This is a genomic window from Pseudomonas sp. MHK4 (assembly GCF_054600775.1).
Window position 1 is genome coordinate 239,170 of the sequence record NZ_BAAIAK010000009.1, and the last position, 15,349, is coordinate 254,518.

A 15,349-nucleotide genomic window follows, 5' to 3' on the forward strand; every position below is an offset into this window, starting at 1 on the left:
AGGACAGCCGGTCAAACTACCTCGGTGACAGCGAACTGTTGCCGAGCACCCGCCACCAGAATCTCCACCTCATCGCCTTCGAACTTGCCCAGCAGGCTTTTGCCCAGCGGTGAGCGCGGGGTGATGACGGTAATCAATTGCCCTACCAGGTCAACCTTCAGGCCCGCCGCATCCGGCGCCAGGAACAGCCATTGTTCGCGACCCTTTTCGTCTTCCAGGCCGAGCAGGGCACCGATCTCGATGCCCCGTTGATCGTCATACGCACGCAGTGCCAGGTTCTGGCAAAGTGTTAGTGACAGACGAATCTCTTCGACCCGCCTGGCCTGCCCGGCAGCGAGATAAGACGCCTCCAGGCCCAGCGTGTCGTACTTGTTTTCGGCGATGTTTTCTTCGTGGGTCGCGGTTTCGTACGCGGTTTGCGCGGCACGCTCGGCAATGTCGAGATCGACCCGCAGCTTGTCGAGAATCAGTTGGTGCACGGTATGCTTATTCATGATCAATCGCAGAATTGCAGGACATTGGCGCGGCTTTTTTCGCTGGGTGCCGTCTGGTCCTGTTGCAACCAGAACTGGCATTTGGGGTTCGAGAGGTTGCGATTGCTGGCGCGCGCCTGATCGAGTCGCTGGGCTTGCTCGTTCTTGCGCAGGTTTTCTTCATACTGCTCGAACACTGGGCTCTGTGCCGGAATATCCGGCACTGCTCGTGTTACCACCGGCGGTTTGGCCAGTTGCTCCACCGCCGCTGCGACGGGTGCCAGTTGTTCGCTGAAAAACAGCCGGGACACCAGCCAGACGGTCAACACAATGGCGATGAAACCCAGCCACATGCCAAGGGCGATACTGCCGGTCAGTTGCAGGGCATTGAGTTGAATCGAAAAGGATCGGCGCGGAGTAGGGCGGTAGGGCATTGTTGCCTCCTGGCGAGGGGTCGCGGGCGAGTGACGATTGTCGCACGAAGATTAATTGTCGTCGGCTCTTCTGCGCGGGCTGATTTATGCGGACAATCGCTGCCTTTTCCAACGGGAGCCTGGAATGCCTGATTTGAAAACCCGCTGGGATATTTTTTGCACCGTGGTCGACAACTATGGCGACATCGGCGTGACCTGGCGGCTGTCGCGGCAACTGGTGGACGAGCATCGGGTGGCGGTGCGCTTGTGGGTCGACGATCTGCGTGCCTTCGAGCGCCTGTGCCCAGAGATCGACATTCACGCAGGCCGGCAATGGCAACAGGGTGTCGAGGTGTGCCAATGGTCGGCGGACTGGCAGCCGGTCGAAGCGGCCGATGTGGTAATCGCCGCGTTCGCCTGTCAGTTGCCAGGCGCCTACATGGACGCCATGGCCCAGCGGGAAAAAACGCCGCTGTGGATGAACCTCGACTATTTGAGCGCCGAAGACTGGGTGATCGGCTGCCACGGCTTGCCGTCGGTCAAATACAAACACGTTCAGAAGCACTTTTTTTTCCCGGGGTTCCAAAAAGGGACGGGCGGCCTGCTGCGTGAAGGCGGACTGCTCGAACGGCGTCGGCAGTTTCAGCAGAGTGCCGAGGCTCAACAGGCCTTCCTGCAAGACCTGGGGGTCGACCGCGCACCCGATGCGCTGCTGATTTCGCTGTTTGCCTATGAAAATGCCGGCCTGGCCAGCTGGCTGGACACATTGGCCAGCGATTCGACGCCCACTCATCTGCTGGTGCCGCAAGGGCGGATCCTGGGCGATGTCGAGCGTTGGCTGGGTACGCAGGATCTGCAGGCCGGGGCGCTGCATGTGCGCGATGCCTTGACCGTGCAGGTATTGCCGTTCGTCCGACAGGACCAGTACGACCAGTTGCTGTGGTGCTGTGATTTCAACGCCGTACGCGGCGAAGATTCCTTTGTCCGGGCGCAGTGGGCGGGCCGGCCAATGCTGTGGCACATCTACCAGCAAGAGGAGGATGTCCACCTGGACAAGCTCGAAGCCTTCCTCGCGCTCTACGTCAAGGACCTGCCGCCGGAGACTGGCGAGGCGATCAGCGGTCTCTGGCGGGCCTGGAATGCCGGTGAGACAATGACCGACCACTGGCAGTCGACCCGCAAACACTGGCCGCCGCTACAAAAACACGCCGAGGCGTGGTGTCTGGAACAGGCCTTGCACACCGATCTTGCCGCGGCGCTGGTACAGTTTTATGTAAATTGGATATGATACGCGGCCTAGATTTTTGTAAATCCCATCCAAATTCGGATATTCGCAATGAAAACTGGTAAAGAACTCAAACCCGGTACCGTGATCCGTATCGACAACGATCCTTGGCTGGTTCAGAAAGCTGAATTCACCAAGTCGGGCCGTAACAGCGCGATCATGAAGACCAAGCTGAAAAACCTGCTGACCGGTTACAAGACCGAGACCGTCTACAGCGCCGACGACAAGCTGGACGACGTGATCCTTGACCGCAAAGAAGCGACCCTGTCCTTCATCAGCGGTGACAGCTACACGTTCATGGACACCACCGACTACACCATGTACGAACTGAACGCTGAAGACATCGAAGCCGTTCTGCCTTTCGTTGAAGAAGGCATGACCGATGTTTGCGAAGCCGTGTTCTTCGAAGATCGTCTGGTTTCCGTAGAGCTGCCGACCACTATCGTGCGTCAGGTTGACTACACCGAAGGTTCCGCTCGCGGCGACACTTCCGGCAAGGTGATGAAGCCTGCCAAACTGAAGAACGGTACCGAGCTGTCGGTTGCTGACTTCATCGAAATCGGCGACATGATCGAGATCGATACCCGCGAAGGCGGTTCCTACAAAGGCCGTGCCAAATAAGCACAGCTTGAGGAATGAAAAAGCCCGACCATCGAGTCGGGCTTTTTTGTGCCTGTTTGTAGGAGCCCGGCTTGTCGGCGAAGGCGTATTTGAGATCGCTTTCGCCGGCAAGCCGGGCTCCTACGGGCGACGGCGTCTTCAAGGTCGCTATCGCCGGCAAGCCGGCTCCTACAGTTAAAGCGTGTTATTTCAGGTGTTGCTTGAGCTCTTGCGACGCCTGCAACATCGCCGAACGCACCGCCGGCACCTGGCTCACCACGTTGAGCAAACCGTAGTCATGGATCATGCCGTTGTAGCGTACCGAAGTCACCGCCACACCGGCCTCGTCGAGTTTGCGGGCGTAGGCTTCACCTTCATCGCGCAGTACGTCGGCACTGGCGGTCTGCACCAGCGCTGGCGGTAACCCTTTCAACTGGGCAGTGGTTGCGCGCAGAGGTGAAGCGTAGATTTCGTTACGCTGGTTGGCGTCGGTGGTGTAGTTATCCCAGAACCATTTCATCGCGTTTTTGGTGAGGAAGTGTCCTTCGGCAAACTGGTTGTAGGACGCGGTTTCGAAGTTGGCATCCGTCACCGGCCACAGCAACACCTGGAACTTGATCGCCGGGGTACCCTTGTCCTTGGCCATCAGCGCAACCACGGCTGCCATGTTGCCGCCGACACTGTTGCCGGCTACCGCCAGGCGCTTGCCGTCGACGTTGATCTCCTTACCGTGCTCGGCCACCCATTTTGTCGCGGCGTATGCCTGGTTGATCGCCACCGGGTAATGGGCTTCCGGAGACGGCGTGTAGTTCACGAACACGGCCGCCGCACCCGAACCCGTCACCAGGTCACGCACCAGCCGCTCGTGGGTCGGGAAGTCCCCCAGCACCCAGCCACCGCCGTGGAAGAACATGAACACAGGCAGCTCACCCTTGGCCCCGGCCGGCCTGACAATGGTCAGGTTCAGCGGTTGGCCGTCGACTTGAATGGTCTTCTGGCTGACATCGGCTTTTGGCAGCGTCAGTTTCACCCCGGCCTGTGCGCCCGTCAGTACGGCGCGGGCGTCTTTCGGGCTGAGTTGTTCAAGCGGCTTGCCGGTACCGGCATTCAGCACGTCGAGGAACGCCTGGGTGTTGTGTTCAACGTCGCCGGCAAATGCGCTGTGCACGGACAGGGCGAGAAGGGTACCGGTCAAGACTTTGCTGAAAGTGTTCATGTTGATTTCCTGTTCGGGCCTGTTTGGTCAGTAGTTAGACGGTCACGTGCAGACGCACTTCGACATTGCCGCGGGTGGCGTTGGAGTACGGGCAGACCTGGTGGGCCGCGTCGACCAGGGTTTGTGCGTCGGTTTGTTCAAGTCCTGGCAGGTTGATGTGCAGGTCGATGTCCAGACCGAAGCCGCCTGGGATCTGGCCGATGCCGACGTGGGCGGTGATCGAGGCGTCGTCGGGGATCTTGCGCTTGGTCTGGCTGGCGACGAATTTCAGTGCGCCGATGAAGCAGGCGGAGTAGCCGGCGGCGAACAGTTGTTCCGGGTTGGTCGCCGCGCCGCCAGCACCGCCGAGTTCTTTCGGGGTGGCGAGCTTGACGTCGAGAATGTTGTCGCTGGAGATTGCACGACCGTCACGGCCACCGGTGGAAGTTGCGATTGCGGTGTAGAGAGTTTGCATGGCGAAAGCCTCGTTCGGGTTTGGAGTTTTGCGCTAAATGTTTGCGCGCTAAGTAAGTGCGAGATAAATGTATCGCGCTAATGTTTAGTGCGTAAGATAAATTTCTGAAAAAGTTTGCGAAAGACTGATTGGTGGCTGGGTAAATTGGCTTGAGAGCTTAGAGCTAGAGCTTTAGGGGTAGGCTTGTCATGTAGCAGATTTTTTTCAGGAAGTGAGCGCACGCGCGAATTTGGCAACACCACAAGGCAAATGTGGGAGCGAGCAAGCCCGCTCTCACAGGGGATCAGAGGCTGTCTTGGAGATGCCGACGCAGTTCCTGCAGTTCCGCTTGAAGCTTTTGCAGTCGTTCCAGGGTCATTCCGCTGGCGCCGAGGATGCATTGGGGAATGCCCCGGGCCTTGTCGCGCAAGGCGCGGCCCTGGTCGGTGAGTTCGACGATCACCACGCGCTCGTCCTCACGGCTGCGGGTGCGGCTGAGCACGCCTTCGGCCTCCAGGCGCTTGAGCAGCGGCGTCAGCGAGCCGGGATCGGTCAGCAGGCGCGCGCTGATTTCACCTACGGTCAATCCGTCCTGTTCCCACAGCACCATCATCGCCAGGTATTGCGGGTAGGTCAGACCCAGCGCCTGCAGCAAGGGCTTGTAGACCTTGGTCATCATCAGCGAAGTGGAATGCAGGGCGAAGCAGGCCTGATTGTCCAGCAGCAGGTCGTCGCAGTTATCCGGGGTGTCGCGCTTGGAGGTCATGTGGAAGCCTTGATCAGTGGTCCTGATGAATCTAGCGGGCAAATCTTTAACGCGCCAGGCAATTCTCGACTAGTGCCGGCCCAACTTGGTTTGCAACGCCAGGTCCCATGGCGGAATGGGGCTGAAACGGGTTTTCAGGTATTCCAGCAGCAGGCGACTGCGGGAGTTGGGTTGCTGCTGCAGCCGCAAGGCGTAGATCCCGGAGCTTTCCGCTTTCGGCAGGCCGTTGGCGCAGAACAACGGCAGCAGTTCGCCGCGCAACAGGTATTCGCTGACGAGCCAGGTCGGCAGGTGGGCGATGCCCAGACCGGCCAATGCGCTGGAGATCAGCGCTTCGGCATTGTTGGCGCTCATGCGCACGCGGGACGGCCGATGCAGCTGCATCTGGCCGTCCCGTTCGAAGCGCCAGGCGAAGGGCGGAGCCAGGCCGGCCCAGTCGAGACCGTCGTGTTCGACCAGCTGCGCCGGATCATTCGGCACGCCGCGGCGTTGCAAATAGTCGGGGCTGGCGCAGGCGATGCGCACCATGCTCGCCAGCGGCGTGGCCACCAACCGGGTATCGGCCAATTGCCCGGCGCGCAACACCAGGTCGACTTTGCCCAGGTTCAAGCCCTGCATGTCGACAAAACTATCGATCAGCTGCAACTGCACATCGAGGCCGGGATAGAGCAGCAGGAAATCGGCAATCACCGGTGCCAGATGGCGCCGCCCGAACGCGGCGGGTGCATCGATACGTATCAAGCCTTCCGGAGCACTGCTCAGGGACACCGCTTCGGCCCGGGCCAGGCGCAATTCGGCGACGATCCTCCGGGCCCGTTCGGCAAACGCCAGTCCCGCCGGCGTCGCGCGCACCGCATGGGTACTGCGAATGAACAACTGGCTGCCGACGGCGCCTTCCAGGCTGTCGATGCGCCGCGCCACTGCCGAGGGCGTCAGTGGATGACGGCGTGACGCTGCGGAGAAGCTGCCGGTTTCCAGTACGTCAAGAAACAGGCCCAGTTGCTCGGTCAGTTGATTGGGATTCATGGGGGTGGCTCGATGCTTGTGCGAATTTGGCATAGCCATTGTGCGTTGCTGTGCGTTTGCGCGCTAGAACCAGTTGCGTAGGATGACTCGCCTGACGTGTGGAGAAATACGCTGTGATTGAATTTGTGTTGTATTTGGTATTCGGCGCAGCCCTGGGAACCCTCGGCGGCTTGTTTGGCATTGGCGGGGGATTGATCGCGATTCCGTTGCTGGGGGTGTTGTGCGGTCTCGATCAGCAGATTGCCCAGGGTACGGCGTTGGTGATGGTGGTGCCGAACGTGATGTTGGCGCTGTGGCGTTACCACCAGCGCAACAAGATCGAGTTGCGCTACGCGCTGCCGCTGGCCTCGATGGGATTCTGCTTCGCCTGGCTTGGATCTATCTGGGCAGTGGGGGTCGATGCGCAATCCATGCGTATCGGTTTTGTCGCATTCCTGGTCGCGCTTTGCGCCTACAACCTGGCGCGGATGTTCATGGCTAGTACAGCGCCTTCGGCGCAGATGAACCATTCATGGCCATGGCTGGGCGTACTCGGCGCCGCATCCGGCACCATGGGCGGTTTGTTTGGCGTGGGCGGGGCCGTGGTGGCGACACCGGTGTTGACCAGCGTGTTCGGCACCACCCAGGTGGTTGCTCAGGGCCTGTCCTTGGCACTGGCACTGCCGAGCACCGGCGTCACGCTGGTCACTTATGGGGTGCATCACCAGGTGAACTGGATGATCGGTGTGCCCCTGGCCATCGGCGGGTTGATGAGCATCAGTTGGGGCGTGAAGATCGCCCACAGCCTGCCTGAGCGCCTGCTGCGCGCCTTGTTTTGCGGCTTTCTGCTGTGCTGTGCGGTCATGCTCGCTTTTAAAGCTTGAAGCCTTCGACGATATGTTCGGCCAGGCACTCGGTGATCGGTGATGGATTATGCAGGTTGCGCACCAGCATGATGCTCGCCTCGGGTAGCACCGGCAGATCCTCGGCTTCACCGAGGATGCGCATGTCCGCAGTGATCAGGCTTTCAAGTTGCGCGGTGACAGCCAGCCCGGCGCTGACCACCGCCATGATCGCCGACAGGCTGTCGCTGTTGTACGCCACGCGATAATCGCGCCCTTGGGCATCAAGGGCGTTGCAGGCCCACATCCGGCAGAAGCAATCACTGTTGAACATCGCCAGGGGCAACGGCGTCTGCTCGTGGGCGCTATAGCATTGCGCCTCGGCCCAGACAAAACGTTCCTTGCGCAACAACTGGCCGATTTCGCTGCCCGGCTCGCGGGTGACGATGGACAGGTCGAGGTCCTGGCGCATCAGCAGTTGTTTGGATGACTCACAATGCACTTCGATCTGGATCAGGGGGTAGGACTGGGCAAACTGGCGCAGGATTCCCGGTAGAAAACGCATCACGTAGTCGTCCGGGGTGCCGATGCGCACCGTGCCGACCATGTGCGGCTCGCGCAGGGTGTTGAACACCTCACTGTGCAGCTTGAGGATTCGCCGCGCATAACCCAGCAGCACCTGGCCTTCGGCCGTGAGCCGCACCTGGCGTCCGTCACGCTGGAACAACTGGCGCTGCAGCACGTCTTCTTCCAGCCGCTTCATTTGCATGCTGACAGCTGACTGGGTGCGATGGACCAATTCACCGGCGCGGGTGAATCCCCCCTGGTCGGCGATGGCGACGAAGGTGCGCAGCACTTCGGTATCGATACTCGGGTAGGCCGACATGCATCAATCTCCGAGATGGTTACCATCAGAAACATTCGTTGGATTGATCTTAGTCCTGGGCAGAGACTTGAGCCATCCAAACGGAGGGCAACAAGATGAAAGGTCAATATGAAATCCATGGCGCTGAAAAACATTCGGTTCATCTGATTTCCGATCTGTTGCACAAGGTCGGCCGCTGGTACGAGCTGCACCGTGAGCGCGAAATGCTGGCGAGCATGAGTGATGAGGCGTTGAAGGACATCGGCTTGAGTCGTGCCGACGTCGCCCACGAATCCGAGCTGCACTTCTGGCAAGACCCGATGGGCAATGGAAAGTAGGCTCGACACCCCCATGAAATGTCCCGTCACTACCCCGTCATCCCGGCAAAAGCCCGGGTTGACGGTTTGGCGTGAGCCCGAAACAGATGGTCATAGTGCATTAGTGGAGCCTGATTCTGCACTGGCCGAAGATCCACCCCCCAAGATCGAGGAGTGGTGTCATGGAACGACGAAGCATTGAAGGAAGGGGCGCGAGGCGCACGGCACTGCACAGGCTCCGACAGCCAGTCTGGGCGGCGCTCACGCAACTGCAGCGCTGGCGCCAGTTGAGCAGGGATCGCAGCGAGCTGGCGCGATTGAGCGATGACTGCCTGCGCGATATTGGCTTGAGTCGAGCCGATGTCCACCGGGAGTCAATTCGCCCGTTCTGGGATGATCCACTCAAGCGATGAGGCGTGGCCATTGGCGTTTTTTCCGCCTGCCGCTAAGGTGGGGAGAGCCTTGTCGATGAGCCTTCAGATGCCTGCTTCCCGGTGTTTTTCCTTGAAACAAGCCCGGCGCCTGGCGCTGACCGCCCAGGGTTTTGCCGGGCGCCAGGCGCCAGCGTCGGTCAAGCCTGCCGCGATCAACCGCTTGATCGAGCGCTTGGGCGTTTTGCAGATCGACTCGGTCAATGCACTGGTACGTTCGCACTACCTGCCGCTGTTTTCCCGGCTTGGCCATTATTGCGCCGACTTGCTCGACCGGGCGGCCTGGAGCCAAGGACGACACCGCACCTTGTTCGAGTACTGGGGGCATGAAGCGTCCTTGCTGCCTTTATCGCTTTATCCGTTGATGCGCTGGCGCATGGGTCGAGCCAGTCGAGGCGAAGACATTTATCAACAACTGGCGCGTTTCGGTCGTGAACAGCAGGACACCGTTCGCCGGGTGCTGGCCTGCGTTGAAGAGCGAGGCGCGTTGGGCGCCGGCAGCCTGTCGACTCGCCAGGAACGGGCAGGGCCCTGGTGGGACTGGAGCGCGGAAAAGCATGCGCTGGAATGGCTGTTCGCCGCCGGCGAAGTGACAGTGGCGGGCAGGCGTGGATTCGAACGGCTCTATGATCTGCCGGAGCGGGTCATTCCTTCGCAGATTCTGGCACAGCCACTTCTCAATGAAGCCGAGGCCCAGCGTGGATTGCTACTTCATGCAGCGACAGCCTTGGGCGTGGGTACCGAGAAGGACTTGCGTGACTACTTCCGCCTGAATCCTGCTGACAGTCGTCCGCGTCTGGCGGAGTTGGTCGAGGCGGGCGAGTTGCACATCTGCGAAGTCCAGGGCTGGAAGCAACCGGCCTATTGCCTGCCCGAGCCCAAGGTGCCGCGCAAGGTTGAGGCCAGCGCGTTGCTTTCACCTTTTGATTCGCTGATCTGGGAGCGCAGCCGTACCGAGCGTCTGTTCGATTTTCGCTATCGGTTGGAGATTTATACGCCGCAGGACAAGCGGGTCTACGGCTATTACGTGCTGCCGTTCCTGCACAACGAACGGATTGCCGCGCGGGTCGACTTGCGTGCCGAACGGGCCGCTGGGCGGTTGGCGGTACATGCCGTGCATGAGGAAGAGGCGGGGCTGGACGATGAGGGGATGCTGGCGCTGGCGATGAATCTGCGACGGATGGCGGATTGGTTGGGGCTGGAGCGGGTGCAGTTGAATTGCCCTAGGGCGAGCGCGTACAGGTTGCGGGTGGCATTGGCACAGATAGAGGGATGAATGATCTGGCCCAATCGCCAGCAGGCTGGCTCCCACATTGGACCTGTGTCGTACACAAAACCCATGTGGGAGCCGGCCTGCTGGCGATAGCGGTACATCAGGTGATCAAAAACTACCGCCGAACTTGCTTCAAAGTTTCAGCAATCAAAAACGCCAACTCCAGCGACTGATCGGCATTCATCCGCGGGTCGCAATGGGTATGGTAACGATCCGATAAACCGTCCTCGGTGATCGGCCGCGCACCGCCAATGCACTCGGTGACGTTCTGCCCGGTCATCTCGATATGGATGCCGCCGGCGTAACTGCCTTCGGCTTCGTGGACCTGGAAGAACTGCTTCACTTCGCCAAGAATCTGCGCGAAGTCGCGGGTCTTGTAGCCGCTGCTGGCCTTGATGGTGTTGCCGTGCATCGGGTCGGAACTCCACAGCACCTGCCTGCCTTCACGCTGCACGGCGCGGATCAGCTGTGGCAAATGGTCGCCGACCTTGGTCGCGCCCATCCGTGCGATCAGGTTCAGGCGACCCGGATCGTTGTCGGGGTTGAGCACGTCGATCAGGCGGATCAGGTCTTCAGGGTTCATGCTCGGGCCGACCTTGACCCCGATCGGATTGTTCACCCCGCGCAGGAATTCGACGTGCGCGCCGTCGAGCTGCCGGGTGCGATCGCCGATCCACAGCATATGCGCCGAACAGTCGTAATAGTCGTTGGTCAGGCTGTCGCGCCGGACGAAAGCTTCCTCGTAATTGAGCAACAGCGCCTCGTGGGCAGTGAAAAAGCTGGTCTCGCGCAGTTGTGGCGAGCTGTCCATTCCACAGGCGCGCATGAACGCCAGGGTTTCATCGATGCGGTCGGCCAGGTGGCTGTACTTTTCCGCCAGCGCCGAGTTGGCGATGAAATCGAGGTTCCACTTGTGTACCTGGTGCAAATCGGCAAACCCGCCTTGGGCGAAAGCGCGCAGCAGGTTCAGGGTGGCGGTGGACTGGTGGTACGACTGCAGCAGGCGTTCCGGGTCCGGCACGCGGCTTTTTTCATCGAAACCGATGCCGTTGACGATATCGCCACGGTAGGCCGGCAGTGTCACGCCGTCGATGGTCTCGTCGTTGGCCGAGCGAGGCTTGGCGAACTGTCCGGCCATGCGTCCGACCTTGACCACCGGGCAACCGGCCGCAAACGTCATGACAATGGCCATTTGCAGCAGCACCTTGAAGGTGTCGCGGATTTTCGCTGCAGAAAATTCGGCGAAACTTTCGGCGCAGTCGCCGCCCTGCAACAAGAACGCTCGTCCCTGGGTCACTTCGGCAAACTGACGGCGCAACTCCCGGGCTTCCCCGGCAAACACCAGCGGCGGGTAGCTGGCCAGGGTTTGCTCGACGTGCTGCAGATGCGCGGCGTCGGGGTATTGAGGTTGTTGCTGGATCGGCAGGGCGCGCCAGCTGTCAGGGCTCCAGGGTTGGCTCATCTTGATCTCTAGTGTTTTTCGCTCGGACGTCCATGTTATCAGCAAATTAGTGCGTGACCTGTTCCCGTCGCTTCGCCGACAATCGCGCCTTTGCCGCTTCCGCTGCGGTTTATCGCGTTGCTGCTTGCCCAAGAAGGCCCGGTGACGATCAGGAGACGAAATGACTGAGGAGCGCGTCGAGCATCTGCTCGCCGAGGTGCAGGACGAATTTGGCGTGATCCGCGTGCTTGAAGTGGCCGATTACCGTTTTCTAGAATTCGGCGATGCCATCGAGCAAAGTTGCGTGTTCACCGCCGATCCGAGCTGGCTCGAGTACGACTATACCCGGGCGATGCTGATTGGCGCGCTGTGCCATGAACAGCCGGAAAGCGCACTGTTCCTGGGGCTTGGTGCCGGCACGCTGACCCAGGCCTGCCTCAAGTTCCTGCCGCTGGAAGATGTCGAAGCCATCGAGCTGCGCCCGGATGTGCCGCGCCTGGCCATCGAATACCTGGGGCTGGACGATGATCCACGCCTGTACATACGGGTGGGTGATGCACTGGAGCTGCTCGACAGCGCCGAGCCGGCGGACCTGATTTTCGTCGACCTGTACACCGACGTCGGCCCGGGTGTCGGGCACCTGGCCTGGTCGTTCCTGGAAAACTGCCAGAAACGCCTGAATCCGGGGGGCTGGCTGGTGATCAATCAATGGGCCACCGACGATGGCAAACCCCTGGGTGCCGCGTTGCTGCGCGGACTTTATCACCGGCATTACTGGGAGCTGCCGGTGAAGGAGGGCAACGTGATCCTGATCGTGCCGTCGGAACTGGATCAGGCACTGGACATGGAGGCGCTGACCGCCCGGGCCGAAGCGCTGGCGCCGCGGTTGGGCTATTCGTTGCAGTCGTTGATCAAGGCGATTCGCCCGGCCACCTGATCCGTTGGTTGTCTGGGCGGGCCCTATCGCGGGCAAGCCCGCTCCCACAGTGACTGGTGCTGCGCACAAATTTTGTGTTCAGACTCAATACCTGTGGGAGCGGGCTTGCCCGCGATGGGGCCCTCAAAACCAATGCAAAACTAGGCCCCTTTGAAAACCCCGGGTCGCCTCTCCACCAGAGAGCGCACACCTTCCTGCGCATCCTCGCTGCTCAGCAGCTTCTTCACCAGCGGCGGCAACCCTTGCGCAGCGGCGGTTTCGCCCTCGTAGCGGGCCTGCCGGGCCGACAGCAACGTTGCCTGGACCCCCAAAGGCGCCTGCCGGGCAATACGTTCGGCCAGTTCAATCGCCCGCGGCAGCAAGTCCTCGCTGGCCATGACTTCCTGGACCAACCCCAGGTGCAGGGCATCGTGGGCATCGAACTCGTCACCGGTGAGCATCCAGCGCATGGCGTTGCCCCAGCCGGCCACTTGATGCAGGCGCAACGTGGCGCCGCCGAAGGGGAAGATCCCGCGCTGCACTTCCATTTGCGCGAAGCGGGTGTTGCTGGCGCACAGGTTGATATCGGCGGCCAGCATCAACTCGATACCGATGGTCAGGCAGTAGCCCTGGGCGGCGACGATTACCGGTTTGCTGACCCGGGGCCCGGCGAACACCCCCCACGGGTCGCAGCCGCCGGGCGGGGCTTGCCAGCCTTCGGTCAGTGCCGCGCTGGCACTGACCAGGTCCAGGCCGGCGGTAAAATGTTCACCGTGACCAAAGACCACGGCCACCCGTGCTTCGCTGTCAGCTTCGAACTCGCCGTAGGCCAGGCTCAATTCGTTGAGCAGTTCGAGATCGAAGGCGTTGCGCTTGGCGACCCGGTCCAGTCCGATCATCAGGACATGACCGCGCTTTTCACGGCTCACGCGGCTGGTATTGAGCTCTTTCATGCAGCATTTCCTCGAGCGTGAGAGGGAGGTGCAGTCCCAAGGTCTGCTGCGGGTGGGTGAACCGTTTTAGCGCCATCGCCCGCTGCGCCGGGCCTTTGAAAAGTAGACGCTGACGCGATTATCCGCAAAGCCTGTGACAGAACGCCGTTCACGGGAGTTTTGCGATAAAAAAAGCTCCCTTTTTCGGCAAATTCCGGTATAGTGCGCGCCGGCCTTTAGCCGGGCCGCGTTTAGGTGGCGCAATTCCCCGAAGTCAGATTCGGTTGCACGTTCGCCCAGCGAACTCTTCCTAAGCGATTCTTTTTCATTCATTCGTTTTCGCAAATCCCCGCCGACAAAGCTGCCAGGGCGACTCTTGAGTCTCAACACGGCACGCGCAGCTTTGGAGCATGGGTCTTTGCGGATGCACTTAGAGGCAGACCCATGACCCAGGAATCCGGCGGATTCGCCGCTTTTAATCTTAATCCGAATATTCTTGCAGCCGTCACCGCGACTGGCTACGAAGAGCCATCGGCTATTCAGCAGCAATCGATCCCGATCATCATGGCCGGACACGACATGATTGGTCAGGCGCAAACCGGTACGGGTAAAACCGCAGCGTTCGCCCTGCCGATCCTGCATCGCATCGATCCTGCAAAGCGCGAACCGCAAGCCCTGATCCTGGCGCCAACTCGTGAGTTGGCGCTGCAAGTAGCAACCGCTTTTGAAACTTACTCCAAGCAAATGCCCGGCGTTACCGTTGTGGCCGTTTACGGCGGCGCGCCTATGGGCCCGCAACTGAAAGCAATCCGTAATGGCGCACAGATCGTTGTCGCTACTCCGGGCCGTCTGTGCGACCACCTGCGTCGCGACGAAAAAGTACTGGCGACCGTGAACCACCTGGTTCTCGACGAAGCTGACGAAATGCTCAAACTGGGCTTCATGGACGACCTCGAAGTCATCTTCAAGGCCCTGCCTGCAACCCGTCAGACCGTATTGTTCTCGGCTACCCTGCCGCAGTCGATCCGTGCCATTGCCGAACGTCATCTGCGCGATCCGCAACACGTGAAGATCCAGACCAAGACTCAGACCGTTACCGCGATCGAGCAGGCTCACCTGCTGGTTCACGCTGACCAGAAGACTTCTGCCGTTCTCAGCTTGCTGGAAGTGGAAGACTTCGACGCCCTGATCATGTTCGTGCGCACCAAGCAAGCGACCCTGGACCTGGCCAGTGCCCTGGAAGCCAAAGGCTACAAAGCCGCTGCGCTGAACGGTGACATCGCCCAGAACCAGCGTGAACGCGTGATCGATTCCCTCAAGGATGGCCGTCTGGACATCGTTGTGGCGACCGACGTTGCTGCTCGTGGCCTGGACGTTCCGCGCATCACTCACGTGTTCAACGTTGACATGCCGTACGATCCGGAATCCTACGTTCACCGTATCGGCCGTACCGGCCGTGCCGGTCGCGAAGGTCGTGCGCTGCTGCTGGTGACTCCACGTGAGCGCCGCATGCTGCAAGTGATCGAGCGTGTAACCGGTCAGAAGGTTGCCGAAGTTCGCCTGCCGGACGCTCAAGCCGTTCTGGATGCGCGCATCAAGAAGCTGACCAACAGCCTGTCGCCGCTGGTGGCTGAAGCCGAATCGACCCACGGTGATCTGCTCGATCGCCTGACCGCCGACATCGGTTGCAGCCCGCGTGCCCTGGCCGCAGCCCTGCTGCGCAAGGCTACCAACGGTCAAGCGCTGAACCTGGCCGCTATCGAGAAAGAGCGTCCACTGGTGCCGAACAACGCACCGCGTGGCGATCGTCCAGAGCGTTCCGGTGATCGTCCTGAGCGTGGTGACCGCGAGCGTCGCGCTCCGATGCCACTGGGTGAAGGCCGTGCTCGTTGCCGTACCGCGCTGGGTGCGCGTGATGGCATCGCTGCCAAGAACCTGCTGGGCGCCATCCTCAATGAAGGTGGCCTGGCGCGTGAAGCCATCGGTCGCATTCAGGTGCGTGACAGCTTCAGCCTCGTCGAGCTGCCGGAAGATGGTCTGGAGAAGTTGCTGACCAAGCTGAAGGACACTCGCGTTGCCGGCAAGCAGTTGAAGCTGCGTCGCTACCGCGAAGATTGATCCGCCCCCGGGCTGATTGATCG

At 60.6% G+C, this 15,349-nt stretch carries 17 protein-coding genes; 8 read left to right on the forward strand and 9 right to left on the reverse strand.

The features are described from left to right. Window positions 1-11: 11 nt before the first annotated feature. Both ACYP2Q_RS22395 and ACYP2Q_RS22400 read right to left on the reverse strand, forming a co-directional pair. Window positions 12-494 (reverse strand): GreA/GreB family elongation factor, encoded by a 483-nt coding sequence (locus ACYP2Q_RS22395; RefSeq protein WP_459732507.1) that lies wholly within the window; start codon window positions 492-494, stop codon window positions 12-14. A 2-nt stretch (window positions 495-496) separates the two neighbouring features. After that, on the reverse strand, window positions 497-907 hold the full coding sequence (locus tag ACYP2Q_RS22400; protein ID WP_459732508.1) for a hypothetical protein: 411 nt from the start codon (window positions 905-907) through the stop codon (window positions 497-499). 124 nt (window positions 908-1,031) lie between these two features. Here ACYP2Q_RS22400 and earP point away from each other — a divergent pair, with 124 nt between their 5' ends. Beyond that, complete coding sequence (earP, locus tag ACYP2Q_RS22405; RefSeq protein WP_459732509.1) at window positions 1,032-2,174, forward strand: elongation factor P maturation arginine rhamnosyltransferase EarP; 1,143 nt, start codon at window positions 1,032-1,034, stop codon at window positions 2,172-2,174. A gap of 48 nt (window positions 2,175-2,222) precedes the next feature. Beyond that, window positions 2,223-2,792, forward strand: a complete 570-nt coding sequence (locus tag ACYP2Q_RS22410; protein ID WP_017125860.1) for an elongation factor P — start codon at window positions 2,223-2,225, stop codon at window positions 2,790-2,792. A gap of 184 nt (window positions 2,793-2,976) precedes the next feature. On the opposite strand, the gene ACYP2Q_RS22415 is transcribed toward ACYP2Q_RS22410, so the two are convergent. From ACYP2Q_RS22415 to ACYP2Q_RS22430, 4 genes are all read right to left on the reverse strand, one after another. Further along, window positions 2,977-3,987 (reverse strand): alpha/beta hydrolase, encoded by a 1,011-nt coding sequence (locus ACYP2Q_RS22415; protein ID WP_459732511.1) that lies wholly within the window; start codon window positions 3,985-3,987, stop codon window positions 2,977-2,979. 34 nt (window positions 3,988-4,021) lie between these two features. Beyond that, window positions 4,022-4,441: an organic hydroperoxide resistance protein gene (locus tag ACYP2Q_RS22420; RefSeq protein ID WP_459732512.1), complete on the reverse strand. Its 420-nt coding sequence runs from the start codon at window positions 4,439-4,441 to the stop codon at window positions 4,022-4,024. Between the two features lie 283 nt (window positions 4,442-4,724). Then, window positions 4,725-5,186: a MarR family winged helix-turn-helix transcriptional regulator gene (locus ACYP2Q_RS22425; protein WP_459732513.1), complete on the reverse strand. Its 462-nt coding sequence runs from the start codon at window positions 5,184-5,186 to the stop codon at window positions 4,725-4,727. Between the two features lie 69 nt (window positions 5,187-5,255). Continuing rightward, the gene (locus tag ACYP2Q_RS22430) at window positions 5,256-6,212 is read right to left on the reverse strand and encodes a LysR family transcriptional regulator (RefSeq protein WP_459732514.1); all 957 of its coding nucleotides are present in this window, start codon (window positions 6,210-6,212) and stop codon (window positions 5,256-5,258) included. A gap of 128 nt (window positions 6,213-6,340) precedes the next feature. Here ACYP2Q_RS22430 and ACYP2Q_RS22435 point away from each other — a divergent pair, with 128 nt between their 5' ends. Continuing rightward, complete coding sequence (locus ACYP2Q_RS22435; protein ID WP_459732542.1) at window positions 6,341-7,075, forward strand: sulfite exporter TauE/SafE family protein; 735 nt, start codon at window positions 6,341-6,343, stop codon at window positions 7,073-7,075. Here ACYP2Q_RS22435 and ACYP2Q_RS22440 read toward each other — a convergent pair. Next, the gene (locus ACYP2Q_RS22440) at window positions 7,065-7,919 is read right to left on the reverse strand and encodes a LysR substrate-binding domain-containing protein (protein ID WP_180203479.1); all 855 of its coding nucleotides are present in this window, start codon (window positions 7,917-7,919) and stop codon (window positions 7,065-7,067) included. The two genes, ACYP2Q_RS22435 and ACYP2Q_RS22440, sit on opposite strands and share 11 nt — an antisense overlap. A 95-nt stretch (window positions 7,920-8,014) precedes the next feature. Between ACYP2Q_RS22440 and ACYP2Q_RS22445 the strand changes: the two genes are divergently transcribed. From ACYP2Q_RS22445 to ACYP2Q_RS22455, 3 genes are all read left to right on the forward strand, one after another. Continuing rightward, window positions 8,015-8,236: a DUF1127 domain-containing protein gene (locus ACYP2Q_RS22445; RefSeq protein WP_459732515.1), complete on the forward strand. Its 222-nt coding sequence runs from the start codon at window positions 8,015-8,017 to the stop codon at window positions 8,234-8,236. 161 nt (window positions 8,237-8,397) lie between these two features. After that, a complete protein-coding gene (locus ACYP2Q_RS22450) occupies window positions 8,398-8,628 on the forward strand; it encodes a DUF1127 domain-containing protein (protein ID WP_459732516.1) in 231 nt (76 codons plus the stop codon). A 67-nt stretch (window positions 8,629-8,695) separates the two neighbouring features. After that, complete coding sequence (locus ACYP2Q_RS22455; protein WP_459732517.1) at window positions 8,696-9,922, forward strand: winged helix-turn-helix domain-containing protein; 1,227 nt, start codon at window positions 8,696-8,698, stop codon at window positions 9,920-9,922. Window positions 9,923-10,034: 112 nt separating this feature from the next. Here the strand turns inward: ACYP2Q_RS22455 and ACYP2Q_RS22460 are convergent, their stop codons facing one another. Further along, window positions 10,035-11,381, reverse strand: a complete 1,347-nt coding sequence (locus tag ACYP2Q_RS22460; RefSeq protein WP_459732518.1) for a class II 3-deoxy-7-phosphoheptulonate synthase — start codon at window positions 11,379-11,381, stop codon at window positions 10,035-10,037. A 160-nt stretch (window positions 11,382-11,541) separates the two neighbouring features. Between ACYP2Q_RS22460 and ACYP2Q_RS22465 the strand changes: the two genes are divergently transcribed. Beyond that, on the forward strand, window positions 11,542-12,297 hold the full coding sequence (locus ACYP2Q_RS22465) for a spermidine synthase (RefSeq protein ID WP_459732519.1): 756 nt from the start codon (window positions 11,542-11,544) through the stop codon (window positions 12,295-12,297). A 140-nt stretch (window positions 12,298-12,437) separates the two neighbouring features. Here the strand turns inward: ACYP2Q_RS22465 and ACYP2Q_RS22470 are convergent, their stop codons facing one another. Next, window positions 12,438-13,229, reverse strand: coding sequence for a crotonase/enoyl-CoA hydratase family protein (locus ACYP2Q_RS22470; protein WP_459732520.1), 792 nt, complete (start codon window positions 13,227-13,229; stop codon window positions 12,438-12,440). 423 nt (window positions 13,230-13,652) lie between these two features. Here ACYP2Q_RS22470 and ACYP2Q_RS22475 point away from each other — a divergent pair, with 423 nt between their 5' ends. Then, window positions 13,653-15,326: a DEAD/DEAH box helicase gene (locus ACYP2Q_RS22475; RefSeq protein ID WP_459732521.1), complete on the forward strand. Its 1,674-nt coding sequence runs from the start codon at window positions 13,653-13,655 to the stop codon at window positions 15,324-15,326. Window positions 15,327-15,349 lie beyond the last annotated feature (23 nt).